Consider the following 15,385-nt stretch of genomic DNA (forward strand, 5'->3'; position numbering starts at 1 on the left):
GGCAGCAGTGCATTCCTCGCAGTCGGCAGTCCAGTTCTGCGATTCGACCGGGCAGTTGATCCACCGGTCGATTTCAGCCGGCGCACTTCCGATTCGGACTACTGCACTCTCTCTGGAAAGGTGCACCGTCGATGGGTCAGCGGCCGGTGAAGGTCGGCTTCTCCTTGGCGAGGAAGGCATCGACCGCGGCCCGGTGGTCGGCGGTGGCGCCGGTGCGGCTCATCAGCTCACCCTCGTGCGCGAGCGCCTCGCCGAGGTCGTGGGTCGAGCTGAAGGCGATCGCCCGGCGCATCGAGCCGTAGGCGAGGGTCGGTCCTTGCGCGAGCATCGTGGCGAACTCGCGGACGGTGTCGTCGAAGGCCTCGACCGGCACGACCTTCGTCAGCAGGCCGAGCTCGAGGGCCTCGGCGGCGGGGATCGAGCGGGGGAAGAAGAGCAGCTCCTTCGCCTTGGCGGGCCCCACGAGCCGTGGCAGGTGCCACGAGGCGCCCGAGTCGCACGAGAGGGCGATGCCGGCGAAGGCGGTGTTGAGCGAGGCGGAGTCGATTGCGACGCGGAAGTCGCAGGCGAGCGCGAAGCTGAGGCCCGCCCCCGCCGCGACGCCGTTGAGGGCCGCGACGACCGGCTTGTCCATGCCGGCTAGTGCCTCGACGATCGGGTTGTAGTGCTCGGCCACAGTGGCGCCGAGGCTCTCGTCGCCGGCCCGGAGGTTGGCCACGTGTTCCTTGAGGTCCTGCCCGACGCAGAAGGCCCGGCCCGTCCCGATGAGGACGACACAGCGGACGTCCGGGTCCGAGGCGACCTGCTGCAGCGTGTCCCGCAGCGCCTCCTTGAGCGCGCGATCGAGGCTGTTCATCGCGTCCGGACGGCGTAGCCGCACCCAGGCGACCCCGTCGGCGGTCTCGAGCTGGAGCGGGGCCTCGTGCACGGTCTCGGTCATGCCGCAACTCTGGCCCATCACCGCCGCCGACGGAAGTCGGAGCGGGTACGGCGTGGCCCAGGCCACACCGAAATTAGGAACCGTCGGTGCGGTCCGGAATAATGGTGGGCAGCACCCACGCATTCTAGGGAAGGGGAGTCATGGCAGCAATGAAGCCGAGGACCGGAGACGGACCGCTGGAGGTCGTCAAGGAAGGCCGCGGCATCGTGCTGCGCATGCCGCTGGAGGGTGGCGGTCGTCTCGTCGTCGAGATGACTCCGGACGAGGCAGCAGCCCTGCGCGACGCGATCCAGGGGTGTGACGGCGTCAACTGACGCCGGCGCTCCTATGAGGGCCCTTGATCCGCGGATCAGGGGCCTTCGTCGTGCCGGTTCGCCTCAGCGTTTCACGGCGACGAGCAGGCCGGAGCTGACCGGCAGGAGCGCCGTCGTGAAGTGCTCCTGGTCGCGCATGTGGCGCCCGACCTCCCGCAGCGTCCTCGTGTCTGCGTCCCGAGCCGCCGGGTCCGCCTCCTTGTCGGTCCATGACATGACGAGGGTGCCCGCTGGGCGGAGCAGGCGGCTCGCCTGCTCCACGTACGCGGGGTAGCCGGCGCGGTCCGCGTCGACGACGAGCATGTCGTAGGCCCCGTCGGTCATCCGTGGCAGGACCTCGGACGCCCGTCCGGTGATGACGCGGGTGCGCTGGTGCGCGATCCCCGCCGCGGTGAAGGCATCGCGCGCCGCCCGCTGGTGCTCCGGCTCGATGTCGATCGTCGTGAGGACGCCCTCCGGCGCCATGCCCGCCAGCAGCCACAGACCGGACGCGCCCGCGCCCGTGCCGACCTCCATGACCGCCTTGGCCGCGATGGCGGCGGCAAGCACCCTGAGCGTCGCGCCGGCGCCGTTGTCGATCGAGCCGACCCCGAGTTCCTCCGCACGTCGCCGCGCCGCGTCGACGTGCTCGGATGGCGCGATGAACTCCTCGGCGTGGGCCCACGCGGCCAGCTTCTGCGAACTCATGGCGCAACCCTACTGGGACCCGCCCGTGACCTCGGTGGACCGCCTAGACTGGCCCTTCCACAGCGGGTCCTCAGGTTCGGCACAGGGACCGGCTGGCTGGCCGGGGGAGGATGAGGGAACGAATCGAGCAGGACAGGCGTTCTGCTGTGTGACGGTCCCTCCGAGAGGTGAATGAACGCGTGACGACCACGACTGACCGAGGCGCGCACGGCGTCGACTCCGGCGCTGCCTGGAGTCCCCCGAGCTGGGAGGAGATCGTCGAGCAGCACTCCGCTCGCGTCTACCGGCTCGCCTACCGTCTGACCGGCAACCCGCACGACGCGGAGGACCTGACCCACGACGTCTTCCTGAGGGTCTTCCGGTCCCTCAACACCTACGAGCCCGGCACCTTCGAGGGCTGGCTGCACCGGATCACGACCAACCTCTTCCTCGACCGGATGCGCCGCAAGCAGCGCATCCGGTTCGACGCCCTTCCCGAGGATGCGGCCGGACGCATCGCGAGCTCCGAGAAGGGCCCCGAGCAGACCTACTACGACACCCGGTTCGACGACGACGTGCAGCGGGCCCTCGACGCACTCTCGCCCGAGTTCCGCGCCGCCGTCGTCCTCTGCGACATCGAGGGACTCTCCTACGAGGAGATCAGCGCCACCCTCGGTGTGAAGCTCGGGACGGTCCGGTCCCGCATCCACCGGGGGCGCGCGCAGCTGCGCGAGGCCCTCGCACACCGGGCGCCGGACGCCCCTGCGAAGGCCAAGACCACCCGCGCGGGCCTCCGCCTGCCGGGCCGCCGAGTCGCGGCGGGTACGCAGTGACCCCACACCTGCGCGGACATGTACGCGCCTACGTGGACCGAGCGCTGCCGGTGACGGCGCTCCGTGTCTTCGACCAGCACCTCGTGGCCTGCGAGGTGTGCCGGGCAGCCGCAGAGCAGGAGCGCCGCATCGTCGCCGCACTCCGCGCCGACACCGGCGTGCCGCAGTCCCTTCGCTCCAGCCTCATGAGCCTGGCGGTGGACCCGTACGAGGTGCCCGACGTCCCGCAGGCCCCCGCCCGGGTGCGGATGCACCTGCCGGCCAGCCCGTTCCGGGACGTCCAGCCGGTGACCCGAGAGCCGGTGCCGACCGTGGCGCCCAACGCACCCGCCCTGCACCGGTCCCCGGTGCGGGCCGCGGTCGTCGCCTCGCTCGCCGCGACCGCGTCCGTCGCCGCAGCCTGGGGACTCACCGTCGTGCCGCTCCAGGCGGGGGCGCGCACCCCGGCACCGGCGGCCCGCGTGCCGGTGGACGCCACGAGCTTCGGACCGTCGTCCTTCAGCCAGGCCGTCTCGGCTCGGTCCGCAGGCACATTCTCCACGCCGCGCACCATGCGACTGGCGCGCTCCGGCGGCTTCAGTGATGCGGGTGGCCTCGGGGAGCTCACACCCCCGGACTGGGCCGCGACCACCGCACTCGGCCTACCCGGTGTGCTCACCCCGGTTCGAATCAGCGTCGTTCGTTCGGCAGAATCTGGTCCATGAGCGACGAGACGAGGACGCCCGGCCCCGAGGAGCAGGCGTCCCCGCCGGAGGAGCAGGCACCCGCGCCGACCGACCGCACCGAGGTCATCGACGTCACCCCCAGCTCGTCCACCCCTGCGGAGGAAGACCACCCACGGGACTGGTTCGATGTGCCGGTGCCCGCCCACCCCTCCGACGGGCCGGGGATCCCGGCGCGCGCTGACGCGGCCTGGGGCCCTTCGGCCGCCCAGGAGGACCGTGCGGACGATGGCGCCCCAGACCCGCACGGTGCCGGCCTGATCCCCCCGCCGGTGCAGCAGGCGTCCGCGGACGACCCGGGCTCCACGGGACGGGACGAGACGGCGCGGTTCGCGCCGACGCAGCCGCTGCCCCATGCTGGCGAGCCCGCCACCAGCGCGCCGGAGGAGGCCGACGGGAGCGAGCGCGCCCCGGCGGCGGGTCAGCCTCAGGGCCCGTCGGGCTCGGCGACATACCCATGGATGGACCAGACCGTCCCGCTGGGGCCGGCATTCCCACCGCCCCCGCCACCTGCCGCCCAGCGCCGTCAGCGTGGGCCGCTGGTCGCGCTCGTGCTCGCCCTGTGCCTCGTCTCCGGTGTCATCGGCGGTGTCGCCGGACAGCTGCTCGCCGACCGTCCCCTCCGGGGCTCGACACTGCCACAGGCCGGTCCCGGCGCCACGGCGCGCCCGAGCGGCAGCATCGCGAGCATCGCCGCGAAGGCGCTGCCGAGCGTTGTCACGATCCGCGTCAAGGGTGGCCAGGGCGACGCGACCGGTTCCGGCTTCGTCATCGACGGCAAGGGCCACGTCCTCACCAACAACCATGTCGTCGCCGCCGCCAGCGGCAGCGGTTCGATCGAGGCCGTCCTCAGCAACGGCGACACCGAGCCGGCCACGATCGTCGGGCGGGACAGCAGCTACGACCTCGCGGTCATCAAGCTCTCCCGCACCGACCTCACCCCACTCGTGCTCGGGCCCTCCGACCAGGTCGTCGTCGGTGACGAGGTCATCGCGGTCGGCGCCCCGCTCGGCCTCGACCAGACCGTCACGAGCGGCATCGTCAGCGCCCTGAACCGCCCGGTCACACCCGGCGCCGGCGACGAGGCGTCCTACATCAACGCGATCCAGACCGACGCCGCCATCAACCCGGGCAACTCCGGGGGGCCACTGCTCGACATGAAGGGCCAGGTCATCGGGATCAACTCGGCCATCGCCCGGGTCCCCGGCACGACGTCCTCGTCCAGCGGCAACATCGGCCTCGGCTTCGCCATCCCGAGCGACCAGGCCCGGCGCACCGCCGACCAGCTCATCGCGACCGGGCACGCGACGCACCCGATCATCGGCGTCATGCTCGACCGCACCTTCACCGGTGAGGGCGCCGAGGTCTCGACCGGCCCGGACGCGGTGACGTCGGGCGGACCGGCGGACAAGGCCGGGATCAGGCCCGGTGACGTGGTCGTCGGCTTCGAGGGCAAGCGGATCCGCACCCCCGATCAGCTCATCGTCTCGATCCGGGCGCGGGGCGTCGGCGACACGGTGACCCTGAAGGTGAAGCGCGGCGCCAGCGAGCTCGACCTCAAGATGACCCTCGAGGCGGCACCGAGCGACTGATCGCAGGCAGGTCTCGTAGCATGGTGCGGCGCTGGACATCGAGGAGGTGAGTGGCGGGTGTTTGACATCAACGGATGGGAGTTCATCTTCCTGATCGTTCTCGCCGTTATCGTCCTCGGCCCCGAGCGGCTCCCGGAGTATGCCGCGAAGCTCGGGCGCTTCGTCCGCCAGGCCAAGGCCATGGCGGAGCGGGCCAAGACCCAGCTCAAGGACGAGATGGGGCCCGAGTTCTCCGACATCGACTGGCGGGCCTACGACCCGCGCCAGTACGACCCGCGGCGCATCGTGCGCGAGGCCCTGACGAGCCCGGATCCGGAGGCGGCCGCGGCGACCGAGACCGTGGCGATGCCGGTCCCGGTCGTCCACGACCCCAGCAAGCCGACGCCCTGGGACAACGAGGCGACCTGAGTCAGCGCCCTGCGGGCGTGAGGCCGAGCGACCGGCCGGCGAGACCGCGCGAGCGGTGGGCGAGCCCACGGGCGATGCCGCGCAGCGCAACAGCCGCGGGGGAGTCGGGCTCCCCGAGCACCACCGGTGTGCCCGTGTCGCCGCCCTCACGCAGCCGGGTGTCGAGCGGGATCTGGCCGAGCAGCTCGACCGGCGCGCCGATGCTGCGCGACAGCGAGTCGGCGACGGCCTGGCCACCGCCGGAGCCGAAGATCTCCGACCGCGTGCCGTCCGGCAGCTCGAGCCACGACATGTTCTCGATGACGCCCACGACCCGCTGGTGCGTCTGCAGGGCGATCGCACCGGCCCGCTCGGCGACCTCCGCGGCGGCCTGCTGGGGGGTGGTGACGACGAGGATCTCGGCGTTCGGGATGAGCTGGGCCACCGAGATCGCGATGTCGCCGGTGCCGGGCGGCAGGTCGAGCAGGAGGACGTCGAGGTCACCCCAGAAGACGTCGGCGAGGAACTGCTGCAGGGCCCGGTGGAGCATCGGGCCGCGCCAGACGACGGGCTGGTTGCCCGGGACGAACATGCCGATCGAGATGACCTTCACGTCGTTCGCGACCGGCGGCAGGATCATGTCGTCGACCTGCGTCGGGCGGTGCTCGACACCGAGCATCCGCGGCACCGAGAAGCCGTAGACGTCCGCGTCGACGACGCCGACCCGCAGGCCCTGCTCGGCCAGGGCGGCGGCGAGGTTGACCGTGACCGACGACTTGCCGACCCCGCCCTTGCCCGAGGCCACCGCGTAGACGCGGGTCAGCGAGTTGGGCTTCGCGAAGGGGATCTCCTTCTCAGGCGCACCGCCGCGCAGCTGCTGGCGCAGGGCCGCACGCTGCTCGTCACTCATGACGTCAAGCGTGATGTCGACGCCGGTCACCCCGGGCAGCTTGGCCAGGGCGGCCGTCGAGTCCTTCGTGATCGTGTCGCGCATCGGGCAGCCCGACACCGTGAGGTAGATGGTCGCAGCCACATGGCCCGCCTCGTCGACGTCGACCGACTTGACCATGCCGAGCTCGGTGATCGGCTTGCGGATCTCGGGGTCGTTGACGGTGGACAGTGCCGTGAGCAGGTCCTCACGGCTCGGCAGTGCGGCGGCAGACATGGTCAACATCGTATGTCGCGCACCGGGCCCTCCCGGTCGCGCCCGGTGTCTACCGCACCACACGGCGGGGCGACATGGCCGCGTATGCCGCTCAGCCTGCCCCTCTGGAGGCGCGCGGCCCGCGCGGGGCCGGCTGACCGGCATACCGGGAGACCTCCCCGCCCGGGGCGCCCTCTGAGTCCTGACGATGCGGGCCATCGGGCGGACGTGCGTCCTCGCGGGGGACGATGAGCTGGCGTTCCTCGAGCTCGCCCAGCAGGTCGCGCAGCTCCGAGCGCACGAAGTCGCGGGTGGCCTGCTCGCGCAGGGCGAGCCGCAGCGAGGCGACCTCACGGGTCAGGTACTCGGTGTCGGCGAGGTTGCGCTCGTCGCGGGCGCGGTCCTGCTCGATCGCGACCCTGTCGCGGTCGGCCTGTCGGTTCTGCGCGAGCAGGATGAGCGGCGCGGCATACGACGCCTGGGTCGAGAAGAAGAGGTTGAGCAGGATGAACGGATACGGGTCGAAGTGGAGCCCGAAGATCCCGATGGCGTTGATCGCGATCCAGACGATGATGAAGACCGTCATGTAGGCGAGGAACTTCGCCGTACCCATGAAGCGGGCGAACTTCTCGGCGACGATGCCGAAGGCCTCCTGCGAGAACGCGACCCGCGGGAACAGGCTGGCGCGCTGCTCGCGAGGCTGGTCGAGTCGGTCGGTGCGCCGCGGAGCACGTGTCGGCTGGTCACTCATGGCATCACCTCCAGCTCGTGGCGCTCCTCACGCCAGTCCTCGGGAAGTATGTGGTCGAGCACGTCGTCGACGGTGACGGCACCGATGAGGCGGCCGTCGTCGTCCACGACGGGCAGGGAGACGAGGTTGTAGGTCGCGAGGGTCCGGGCGACCACGCCGAGAGCCGCCCCGGCCTCGAGCGGCTCGACGTCCTTGTCGATGATCGTGCCGACGCTGGCGTGCGGCGGCTCGCGCAGGAGCCGCTGGATGTGGACGAGGCCGAGGTAACGGCCGGTGGGCACCTCGAGAGGCGGGCGGCACACGTAGACCACCGAGGCCAGCGCGGGGGCGAGCTCCTCCTTGCGGACCATCGCGAGGGCCTCGGCGATCGTCGCCTCGGGCGCGAGGACCACCGGCTCCGTCGTCATCATGCCGCCGGCGGTGTTCTCGTCATAGCTGAGCAGTCGTCGCAGCGGCGCGGCCTCGTCCGGCTCCATGAGCTGGAGGAGCTGCTCGGCCTGGTCCGGCGGCAGGTCGGCGAGCAGGTCCGCCGCGTCGTCGGGCTCCATGGCCTCGAGGACGTCGGCCGCGCGCTCCGTGTCGAGCCCGGCGATGATCTCGACCTGGTCGTCCTCCGGCAGCTCCTCGAGGACGTCGGCGAGCTTGTCGTCGTCGAGGGCCGCCGCGACCTCGGCACGCCGCTTCGGGTTGAGGTCGTGGATCACCTCGGCGAGGTCGGCGACCTTGAGGTCGTCGTAGGTCTCGAGGAGCCGCTCCGCGCTCTGGGCGGCCGACTGCTCGTGCAGCCCGGTCACGTCGCGGATGTCGACGAGCATCGTCTTGCCGGATCGGCGGCGGGTGAGCCGTGACATAGCCCGGGACGCCGACGAGACACCGGACGCCTGGCGGACGAAGACCTTGACCGCGAACCAGTCCCGGCGGGCCCGCTGCTCGATGGCGAGGTCCTCGACGACCGCCGTCGAGATCCCGGCCGCCTCGGCCTCCGGGCCGCGCACGATCACCGTCCGGTCGAACAGCTCGGCGGCGACGAGCGTCTCGTTGGTGCGCTGCTCGAAGCGGCGCATGTTGACCAGGCCCGTCGTGATGACCGCGCCGGCGTCGATCGAGGTGACCCGGGTCATCGGGAGGAAGACCCGGCGCCGGCCGGGGACCTCGACGACGAGGCCGATGACGCGCGGCTCGGGGCGGGTGTGCGAGAACATGACGACGACGTCCCGCACCCGACCCACCTGGTCGCCGAGCGGGTCGAAGACGGCGAGACCGGTCAGGCGCGCGACGAAGACGCGGGTGCTCGCACTCATGCCCCCAAGGCTAGAGGTTCGTCACGAACGGCGCCGCGACCCTCGCCGGTGCCGCCCGCGCCAGTGCCACGGGCGCCATGACGCAGTCGTCGCGGTCGTCTCGACCGGCTCGGCGCGGTGTGACGCCGAGTCGTAGTGGCCCGGCCCCTCCACGGGCTGGTCGAAGGGCCGCAGCGCGGTGATGGTGCACTGCTCGGCCCAGCGCGTCAGGCTGTCGTCGACGGCGTTGAGTCGCGCCGCTTTGAGCAGCTCCGCGGCCGTCGCCCATTCCGGGGTACCCGGCTGCACGATCGTCGCCCGCGCGCGCGTCGTCAGCAGCCGCCCGCCGGTGTCCTTGCTGCGCAAGATGATCCGCACCTCATCGGGCAGCCAGGGCAGGCTCTGCTCGCCAGGGCCGCTGACGACATATGCCGTGCCGTCGGCCCAGACGTGCCAGACCCCCCACGGGCGAGCGTCGGGCGCCTCGACCCAGAGCATCCCTGACTTCGACATGGCCTCGGCCAGCAGGGCGCTCGCGTTCACGGGCGGCACGTCGCTCACGCCGCCCACCCTAGCGGCAGCCCGGTGACGTCGGTCATAGGTGAAGTCAGTCATAACGCCACGCTGGGCGGCGTTGCTAGCGTGCCCAGCATGCGCAGTGCCAAGGACTTCTTCCGGCCCCTCGCCGTCGGTGCACCCGCACCCGTCACCGAGGTGCCGGCCCGGCCCAGCCGGATGATCCACTTCTTCGACCCGAGCAACGAGAAGATGGCTGCGAAGGTGCCGGCCATGGTCGGCACGGTCGACGTCCTCCTCGGCAACCTCGAGGACGCGGTGAAGGCCGACCGCAAGGAGGCGGCGCGCGCCGGACTCGTCTCGATCGCGAAGTCCACCGACTTCGGCGAGCACACCCAGCTCTGGACCCGGGTCAACGCGCTCGACAGCCCGTGGGTCCTCGACGACCTCACGACGCTCGTGACGGAGATCGGCGACAAGCTCGACGTCATCATGGTGCCCAAGGTGCAGGGAGCCGAGGACATCCACTACGTCGACCGGCTCCTCGCGCAGCTCGAGGCGCGGGCCGGGCTCGCCCGGCCGATTCTCGTCCACGCGATCCTCGAGACCGCGCGGGGGGTGGTCAACGTCGAGGAGATCGCCGGTGCCAGCCCCCGGATGCAGGGCATCTCCCTCGGCCCCGCCGACCTCGCCGCGGACCGTCGGATGAAGACGACCCGGGTCGGTGGTGGCCACCCCGGGTACGTCGTGCGCCAGGACGCCGTCGACGGCGACATCCACGGGGGCCGCGCCACGTACCAGCAGGACCTCTGGCACTACACGATCGCGCGCATGGTCGATGCGTGTGCGGCGCACGGGATCTTCCCCTACTACGGCCCGTTCGGCGACATCAAGGACGTCGTCGGCTGCGAGGACCAGTTCCGCAACGCCTTCCTGCTCGGGTGTGTCGGTGCCTGGTCGCTCCACCCGGCGCAGATCGACATCGCCAAGCGCGTCTTCTCCCCGTCCGCGGAGGATGTCGCGCATGCGCGCCGCGTCAAGGAGGCGATGGGCGACGGGACGGGTGCCGTCATGCTCGACGGCAAGATGGAGGACGACGCCTCGCTCAAGCAGTGCCTCGTCATCCTCGAGCTGGCCGAGCGCCTCTCCGAGACCGACCCCGAGCTCGCCGAGCTGTATGCCGCTGAGCCGGCCTCCCAGGAAGGCTGACCTCTCGTGACCGCTCAGTCCACCTACCGTCCGCGGCGCTCCGTCCTCTACATGCCGAGCTCGAACGAGCGCGCGCTGGAGAAGGCCAAGAGCCTGCCCGTCGACGGGCTGATCCTCGACCTCGAGGACGCAGTCGCTCCCGATGCCAAGGAGCAGGCGCGTGAGAACGCTTGCGCTGCAGCGGGGTCCGGCGAGTACGGCAACCGCGAGCTCACGATCCGCGTGAACGGCATCGGCACGCAATGGCACGATGAGGACCTCGCTGCCGCTGCGGCCGCCGGACCGGACGGCATCGTCGTCCCCAAGGTCGGCTCGGCCGGCGAGGTCCGCGGACTCGTGGCGGCGATGCAAGCGGCCGGCGCTCCGGACCACACTCGGCTGTGGGCGATGATCGAGACGCCGGTCGCCATCCTGCATGCCGAGGAGATCGCCCGCGCCTCAGACCGGCTCGCGGTCCTCGTCCTGGGCACGAACGACCTCGTCAAGGAGCTCGGAGCCGAGAACGTGCCGGGCCGGGCACCGATCCAGACGAGCCTGCAGCTCGCGGTCCTCGCCGCGCGAGCGGCCGGTGTCGCGATCGTGGACGGGGTCTACAACGACGTGAAGGACACGGAAGGTTTCGCGGCCGAGTGCCGCCAGGGACGGGAGCTCGGCTTCGACGGCAAGACCCTCATCCACCCGGGCCAGGTCGAGGCGTGCAACGCGGCCTTCGCCCCGAGCGAGGCGGAGGTCGCGAGCGCGAGGGAGATCATCGACGCCTTCGAGGCGGCCCGGGCAGAGGGTCGCGGTGTCGTGACGGTGAACGGCCGGATGATCGAGAACCTCCACGTCGACACGGCCCGCAAGGTGCTCGCCACAGCGGAAGCGATCGCCGCCCGCACCTGATCGCGAGACCCCGTCGTCCTCACACGGCGGTCAGCTTCTCCGGGTTGCGGATCGCGTACACCTCGGTGATGCGGTCGTCCTCAACGGTGAAGAAGAAGACGCTGTCGGTGCCATCCGGGCCCGACGCCACCACGGCGAGCTCGCCGTTCACCTCGCGGTAGTCGTGGGAGAGCCCGGCCACCTCGGGGGCGGCCAGCACACCGAGAAGCCAGCGCACGACCTTGTCGGCCGTGTGGATGGGACGCAGCGCCGCTCGACGGAAACCGCCCCCGTCCGTCACGAGGGTGACGTCCGGGGAGAGCACCGAGAGCAGCCCCTCGAGGTCGCCTACCGTGGCCGCTGCGACGAAGCGGTCGACCACAGCCCGGTGCTGTGGGCCGCCCACAACGTGCCGCGGCTGGCGGGCCTCGACGTGGGAACGCGCGCGGTGCACCAGCTGCCGGACGGCCGCCGGTGAGCGGTCCAGCGCCCCGGCGACCTCGCTCGACGACATGCCGAAGACCTCGCCGAGCACGAAGGCCGCGCGTTCGAGGGGGCTCAGCGACTCGAGGACGATGAGCAGCGCCATCGACACCTCGTCGGCGAGCACGGCCGCCGCACCGCCTTCGACCCCGGGTCCGGTCGCGACAGGCTCCGGCAGCCACGGGCCGACATAGCTCTCGCGCCGTGCCTTCAGGTGACGCAGCCGGTTCAGGGCCAGTCGGGAGGTCACCGTCAGCAGGTAGGCCCGGGCGTCGTCGATGCTCTCCGGGTCGACCGTGCTCCACCGGATCCACGCCTCCTGTACCACGTCCTCCGCGTCGGCGTGGGTGCCGAGGATGCGGTAGGCCGCCCCGACGAGGAGGCGGCGGTGCGCCTCGAAGATCTCGGTCGCATCGTCCGTCATCCGACTGGCACCTCGCAGTGGTCCTTGAAGCCCTGGCTCGTGAGGCCGAGGGCAGAGTTGGTCCGAGAGCGCATGTTCTCGAGGGAGATCATGGCAGTGAGCTCGACGAGCTGCTCGTTCGTGAGGTCCTTGCGCAGCCCCTCGACCATCTCGTCGGTGACCTCCGGCGGCGTGGCCGTCATCGCCTCGGCGTACTCGAGCACCCGACGCTCGAGCGGCGAGTACACGTCGCTGGTGCGCCACTGCGTGAGCTGCTCGAGCTTGGCCACCTCCATGCCGTGGCTCCGGGAGAGGTAGTAGCCGAAGTCGATGCACCAGCTGCAGCCGATGCGCGCAGAGACGGATGCGATGGCGAGGTCCTTGAGGCCGGCGTCGAGGCTGCGCCAGTGCTCGACGCCCATCTCGAAGCGGGACATCGACATGAGGATCCTGCGGTGGTGCATCAACGCGAGGCCCGGCTCGAGGACCGCGCCGAACTTCCGCTTGCTCCACCAGCGCACGGCGCGGGTGATGATCGTGTCCGGGTGCTCGAGCGGGATGCGGGCGGTGCTGCTCATCATGTCCTCCTGGTGTGTCGGGTGGTTCACCGCAGAGGACACGCGGGGCTCGCGAAGTGTGACATCGAGCAGCTGCGTGGCGCCTGGCTCCAACGTGCAGAGGACACGCCGCGGACTGCGGCTGCGGGCACACGCGATTCCGGACACACTGTGGCCGTGCCCAGCCGACCAGCGCCCTCTCGCTCCCGAGGCGCCGCGTCGCGAAGCGCCGCCTCCCGAGGTGCGGCGTCCCGGCGTGCCGCCCGCGTGCCGGCCCGCAGCCCCGAGCCGCCGCCGCTCAGGCTGACCCGACGCGGGATGCTGACCTTCGGAGCACTCGGTGCGGCCGCCTTCCTCGGCGCCGGCAGCGCCGTCCTCACGGGCGGCGTCGAGACTCCGCTGCCCGTCACGATGACCCCGGAGGTGCACGCGAGCCCGGTCGCGGTCGAGCGGACGCAGCTGCAGACGCACACCAGCGTGGCGTCAGCGGCATACGTGTATGAGGTGGACGGGCAGCCGACGGCCTTCTACTCCACGAGCGCGTTCGGGGCCCGGCTCGAGCGGTGGTTCGCCACGCATCTCAAGGAGACGGGGCAGCGCCCCGACGAGGTGCGCTCCTTCGGCGCATGGACTCCGGGCGCCGAAGGGTCGTGGCACGGCTCCGGCGAGGCGTTCGACGTCGCCCGGCTGCGCGCCGGGGGCAAGGACCTCGTGTCGGCGCGCTACGACAAGTGGCGGGACGACACCGCCGCCGAGGTGCGCACCCGCCTGCGGCTCTACTGGCGGCTCGCAGCGGGGCTGCACCTCGAGTTCGCCGACGTCGTGACCTACCTCTACGACTCGAACCACAGCAACCACATCCACGTCGACACCGGGCGGTTCGGTCCCAACGGTGCGCCGCGGCTCATCCCTCGGTCCGAGGTGCAGGTGCAGGCGGTCCAGGCAATGTGCCGCCACGTCTGGGGCCGCAGCGACGTCGAGATCACCGGGCGGTTCGACGCGGCGACCCGGGACGCGACCAGCAAGGTGATCGCCGACCACGGCGGCGAGCACGCCATCGACGACGGCGTAGAGGGCTGGCGGGCGTTCCTCCTGCCGACCCTGCGCGCCGGCTGAGCCCGACGGCCCACCGGGGTCGAGCAGCACTGCGCCCGTAGGATCGAGCGCATGGCCAAGCGCGTGCTCACCCCACAGTCGGAGGACTTCCCCCGCTGGTACCAGGACGTCATTGCGAAGGCGGAGCTCGCCGACAACGGCCCGGTGCGCGGCACGATGGTGATCCGGCCCTACGGCTACGCGATCTGGGAGCGGATGCAGTCCGACATGGACGGACGGATCAAGGCGGCCGGGGCCAGCAACGCCTACTTCCCGCTCTTCATCCCGGAGTCCTACCTCAAGCGCGAGGCCGAGCACGTCGAGGGATTCAGCCCCGAGCTCGCCGTCGTGACCCACGCCGGCGGCAGGGAGCTCGAGGAGCCCGTCATCGTCCGGCCGACCTCCGAGACGGTCATCGGCGAGTACATGGCCAAGTGGGTGCAGAGCTACCGCGACCTGCCGCTGCTGCTGAACCAGTGGGCCAACGTCGTGCGGTGGGAGCTGCGCCCGCGGCTCTTCCTGCGCACCAGCGAGTTCCTCTGGCAGGAGGGGCACACGGCGCACGTCTCGCGGGAGGATGCTCGCGCCTACGCCGAGCGGATCCACATCGACGTCTATGACGCCTTCATGCGTGAGCTGCTCGCGATCCCGGCGGTGCTCGGCCGCAAGACTGCCGCCGAGCGGTTCGCCGGCGCTACGAACACCCTTGCCCTCGAAGCGATGATGCGCGACGGCAAGGCCCTGCAGATGGGCACGTCGCACGAGCTCGGGCAGAACTTCGCGAAGGCCTTCGACATCCGCTACCTCTCGGACGCGGGCGTGGAGGAGCACGCCTGGACCACCTCGTGGGGCAGCTCGACGCGGATGGTCGGTGGCCTCATCATGACCCACGGCGACGACAACGGACTCCGGGTGCCGCCGCGAGTGGCGCCCGTCCAGGTCCTCGTCACCGTCGTGAAGGCGGGGGAGGGCGTCCTCGAGGCGGCCCGCGAGCTCGTCGCCGACCTCCTCGGTGCCGGCGTCCGCGCGGAGCTGGACGACCGCGTCGACACGCCCTTCGGCCGGCGCGCCGTCGACGCGGAGCTCAAGGGCATCCCGCTGCGGGTGGAGGTCGGCCCCCGTGACCTCGCCGAGGGCTCGGTCGTCCTCGTGCGCCGGTTCGACGGGTCGAAGCGCAGCATGCCGCTGCGCCAGGTCCGCGAGGCCGTGCCGTCCCAGCTCACCGAGGACCAGCAGGCGCTGTATGACGCTGCCCTCGCCTTCCGCGAGTCCCGCACGGTCGCGGCGGTGAGCCTCGACGAGGCGGCGGAGGCCGCTCGTGCCGGCTGGGCGACGATCCCGTGGTCGGTCCTCGGGGTCGAGGGCGAGTCGAAGCTCGCGGACTCGGGCATCACGGTCCGGTGCCTCACGATGCCCGACGGGAGCGTCCCGCCGAGCGAGGACGCCGACGGCGTGCTCGCGGTGGTGGGCCGGGCCTACTGATGTCCGACTCCGCACCCCGTGGGGCGTCCCCGGACGCGCCATCGGACACACTGACCCCCCTGCTGCGCCAGCGCGAGAGCGTCATGGTCTACGACCGGAAGTACGTCATCCCGCCCGACGACCTCCGCGCGATCCTCGAGGCGGCCC

At 71.5% G+C, this 15,385-nt stretch carries 17 protein-coding genes; 9 read left to right on the forward strand and 8 right to left on the reverse strand.

What is annotated here, in order from left to right:
* Positions 1–136 precede the first annotated feature (136 nt).
* The gene (locus ACTHJJ_RS13800; RefSeq protein ID WP_440303511.1) at positions 137–940 is read right to left on the reverse strand and encodes an enoyl-CoA hydratase/isomerase family protein; all 804 of its coding nucleotides are present in this window, start codon (positions 938–940) and stop codon (positions 137–139) included.
* Positions 941–1,080: 140 nt separating this feature from the next.
* Between ACTHJJ_RS13800 and ACTHJJ_RS13805 the strand changes: the two genes are divergently transcribed.
* On the forward strand, positions 1,081–1,254 hold the full coding sequence (locus ACTHJJ_RS13805; RefSeq protein WP_013493416.1) for a DUF3117 domain-containing protein: 174 nt from the start codon (positions 1,081–1,083) through the stop codon (positions 1,252–1,254).
* 63 nt (positions 1,255–1,317) lie between these two features.
* Here the strand turns inward: ACTHJJ_RS13805 and ACTHJJ_RS13810 are convergent, their stop codons facing one another.
* On the reverse strand, positions 1,318–1,941 hold the full coding sequence (locus ACTHJJ_RS13810) for an O-methyltransferase (RefSeq protein ID WP_440303512.1): 624 nt from the start codon (positions 1,939–1,941) through the stop codon (positions 1,318–1,320).
* 179 nt (positions 1,942–2,120) lie between these two features.
* Between ACTHJJ_RS13810 and sigE the strand changes: the two genes are divergently transcribed.
* From sigE to ACTHJJ_RS13830, 4 genes are read left to right on the forward strand one after another with little or no spacing between them, the layout of a single operon-like run.
* On the forward strand, positions 2,121–2,753 hold the full coding sequence (sigE, locus tag ACTHJJ_RS13815; RefSeq protein ID WP_440303513.1) for an RNA polymerase sigma factor SigE: 633 nt from the start codon (positions 2,121–2,123) through the stop codon (positions 2,751–2,753).
* 32 nt (positions 2,754–2,785) lie between these two features.
* On the forward strand, positions 2,786–3,457 hold the full coding sequence (locus ACTHJJ_RS13820; RefSeq protein WP_440303514.1) for a hypothetical protein: 672 nt from the start codon (positions 2,786–2,788) through the stop codon (positions 3,455–3,457).
* A complete protein-coding gene (locus tag ACTHJJ_RS13825; protein ID WP_440303515.1) occupies positions 3,454–5,067 on the forward strand; it encodes a trypsin-like peptidase domain-containing protein in 1,614 nt (537 codons plus the stop codon). The genes ACTHJJ_RS13820 and ACTHJJ_RS13825 overlap by 4 nt, the downstream gene beginning before the upstream one ends.
* A 57-nt stretch (positions 5,068–5,124) precedes the next feature.
* Complete coding sequence (locus ACTHJJ_RS13830; protein ID WP_440303516.1) at positions 5,125–5,475, forward strand: twin-arginine translocase TatA/TatE family subunit; 351 nt, start codon at positions 5,125–5,127, stop codon at positions 5,473–5,475.
* A gap of 1 nt (position 5,476) precedes the next feature.
* On the opposite strand, the gene ACTHJJ_RS13835 is transcribed toward ACTHJJ_RS13830, so the two are convergent.
* The 4 genes from ACTHJJ_RS13835 to ACTHJJ_RS13850 all read right to left on the reverse strand — a co-directional run bounded on the left by ACTHJJ_RS13835 (position 5,477) and on the right by ACTHJJ_RS13850 (position 9,190).
* A complete protein-coding gene (locus tag ACTHJJ_RS13835) occupies positions 5,477–6,619 on the reverse strand; it encodes an Mrp/NBP35 family ATP-binding protein (protein WP_440303517.1) in 1,143 nt (380 codons plus the stop codon).
* Positions 6,620–6,710: 91 nt separating this feature from the next.
* On the reverse strand, positions 6,711–7,349 hold the full coding sequence (locus ACTHJJ_RS13840) for a DUF1003 domain-containing protein (protein ID WP_440303518.1): 639 nt from the start codon (positions 7,347–7,349) through the stop codon (positions 6,711–6,713).
* Positions 7,346–8,650 (reverse strand): magnesium transporter MgtE N-terminal domain-containing protein, encoded by a 1,305-nt coding sequence (locus ACTHJJ_RS13845; protein ID WP_440303519.1) that lies wholly within the window; start codon positions 8,648–8,650, stop codon positions 7,346–7,348. Before ACTHJJ_RS13845 ends, ACTHJJ_RS13840 begins: the two co-directional genes overlap by 4 nt.
* 21 nt (positions 8,651–8,671) lie before the next feature.
* Positions 8,672–9,190 carry a hypothetical protein gene (locus ACTHJJ_RS13850; protein WP_440303520.1) on the reverse strand — a complete coding sequence of 173 codons (519 nt, stop codon included), beginning with the start codon at positions 9,188–9,190 and terminating at the stop codon, positions 8,672–8,674.
* A gap of 90 nt (positions 9,191–9,280) precedes the next feature.
* Here ACTHJJ_RS13850 and ACTHJJ_RS13855 point away from each other — a divergent pair, with 90 nt between their 5' ends.
* Entirely contained in the window at positions 9,281–10,354 is a 1,074-nt protein-coding gene (locus tag ACTHJJ_RS13855) for an HpcH/HpaI aldolase/citrate lyase family protein (protein ID WP_440303521.1), read from the forward strand.
* Between the two features lie 6 nt (positions 10,355–10,360).
* Entirely contained in the window at positions 10,361–11,239 is an 879-nt protein-coding gene (locus ACTHJJ_RS13860; RefSeq protein WP_440303522.1) for an HpcH/HpaI aldolase/citrate lyase family protein, read from the forward strand.
* Between the two features lie 19 nt (positions 11,240–11,258).
* Here ACTHJJ_RS13860 and sigJ read toward each other — a convergent pair whose 3' ends face one another.
* Together sigJ and ACTHJJ_RS13870 are read right to left on the reverse strand one after the other, a co-directional pair.
* Entirely contained in the window at positions 11,259–12,125 is an 867-nt protein-coding gene (sigJ, locus tag ACTHJJ_RS13865) for an RNA polymerase sigma factor SigJ (protein ID WP_440303523.1), read from the reverse strand.
* Positions 12,122–12,682, reverse strand: coding sequence for a carboxymuconolactone decarboxylase family protein (locus ACTHJJ_RS13870; RefSeq protein ID WP_440303524.1), 561 nt, complete (start codon positions 12,680–12,682; stop codon positions 12,122–12,124). Before ACTHJJ_RS13870 ends, sigJ begins: the two co-directional genes overlap by 4 nt.
* A 297-nt stretch (positions 12,683–12,979) precedes the next feature.
* On the opposite strand from ACTHJJ_RS13870, the gene ACTHJJ_RS13875 reads away from it, so the two are divergent.
* Positions 12,980–13,777, forward strand: coding sequence for an extensin family protein (locus ACTHJJ_RS13875; protein ID WP_440303525.1), 798 nt, complete (start codon positions 12,980–12,982; stop codon positions 13,775–13,777).
* Positions 13,778–13,828: 51 nt separating this feature from the next.
* Complete coding sequence (gene proS / locus ACTHJJ_RS13880; RefSeq protein ID WP_440303526.1) at positions 13,829–15,238, forward strand: proline--tRNA ligase; 1,410 nt, start codon at positions 13,829–13,831, stop codon at positions 15,236–15,238.
* The last annotated feature ends 147 nt before the right edge of the window (positions 15,239–15,385 follow it).

This window comes from Intrasporangium sp., from assembly GCF_051961875.1.
GTDB lineage: Bacteria > Actinomycetota > Actinomycetes > Actinomycetales > Dermatophilaceae > Intrasporangium_A.

Excerpts from the sequence above, each read along its gene's own strand:
- ACTHJJ_RS13840 (WP_440303518.1), bottom strand. The coding sequence starts at position 7,349 with ATGAGTGACCAGCCGACACGTGCTCCGCGGCGCACCGACCGACTCGAC.
- ACTHJJ_RS13800 (WP_440303511.1), bottom strand. The coding sequence starts at position 940 with ATGACCGAGACCGTGCACGAGGCCCCGCTCCAGCTCGAGACCGCCGAC.
- ACTHJJ_RS13835 (WP_440303517.1), bottom strand. The coding sequence starts at position 6,619 with ATGTCTGCCGCCGCACTGCCGAGCCGTGAGGACCTGCTCACGGCACTG.
- ACTHJJ_RS13810 (WP_440303512.1), bottom strand. The coding sequence starts at position 1,941 with ATGAGTTCGCAGAAGCTGGCCGCGTGGGCCCACGCCGAGGAGTTCATC.
- ACTHJJ_RS13805 (WP_013493416.1), top strand. The coding sequence starts at position 1,081 with ATGGCAGCAATGAAGCCGAGGACCGGAGACGGACCGCTGGAGGTCGTC.
- sigJ (WP_440303523.1), bottom strand. The coding sequence starts at position 12,125 with ATGACGGACGATGCGACCGAGATCTTCGAGGCGCACCGCCGCCTCCTC.
- ACTHJJ_RS13845 (WP_440303519.1), bottom strand. The coding sequence starts at position 8,650 with ATGAGTGCGAGCACCCGCGTCTTCGTCGCGCGCCTGACCGGTCTCGCC.
- ACTHJJ_RS13870 (WP_440303524.1), bottom strand. The coding sequence starts at position 12,682 with ATGAGCAGCACCGCCCGCATCCCGCTCGAGCACCCGGACACGATCATC.
- ACTHJJ_RS13855 (WP_440303521.1), top strand. The coding sequence starts at position 9,281 with ATGCGCAGTGCCAAGGACTTCTTCCGGCCCCTCGCCGTCGGTGCACCC.
- ACTHJJ_RS13825 (WP_440303515.1), top strand. The coding sequence starts at position 3,454 with ATGAGCGACGAGACGAGGACGCCCGGCCCCGAGGAGCAGGCGTCCCCG.
- proS (WP_440303526.1), top strand. The coding sequence starts at position 13,829 with ATGGCCAAGCGCGTGCTCACCCCACAGTCGGAGGACTTCCCCCGCTGG.
- ACTHJJ_RS13875 (WP_440303525.1), top strand. The coding sequence starts at position 12,980 with ATGCTGACCTTCGGAGCACTCGGTGCGGCCGCCTTCCTCGGCGCCGGC.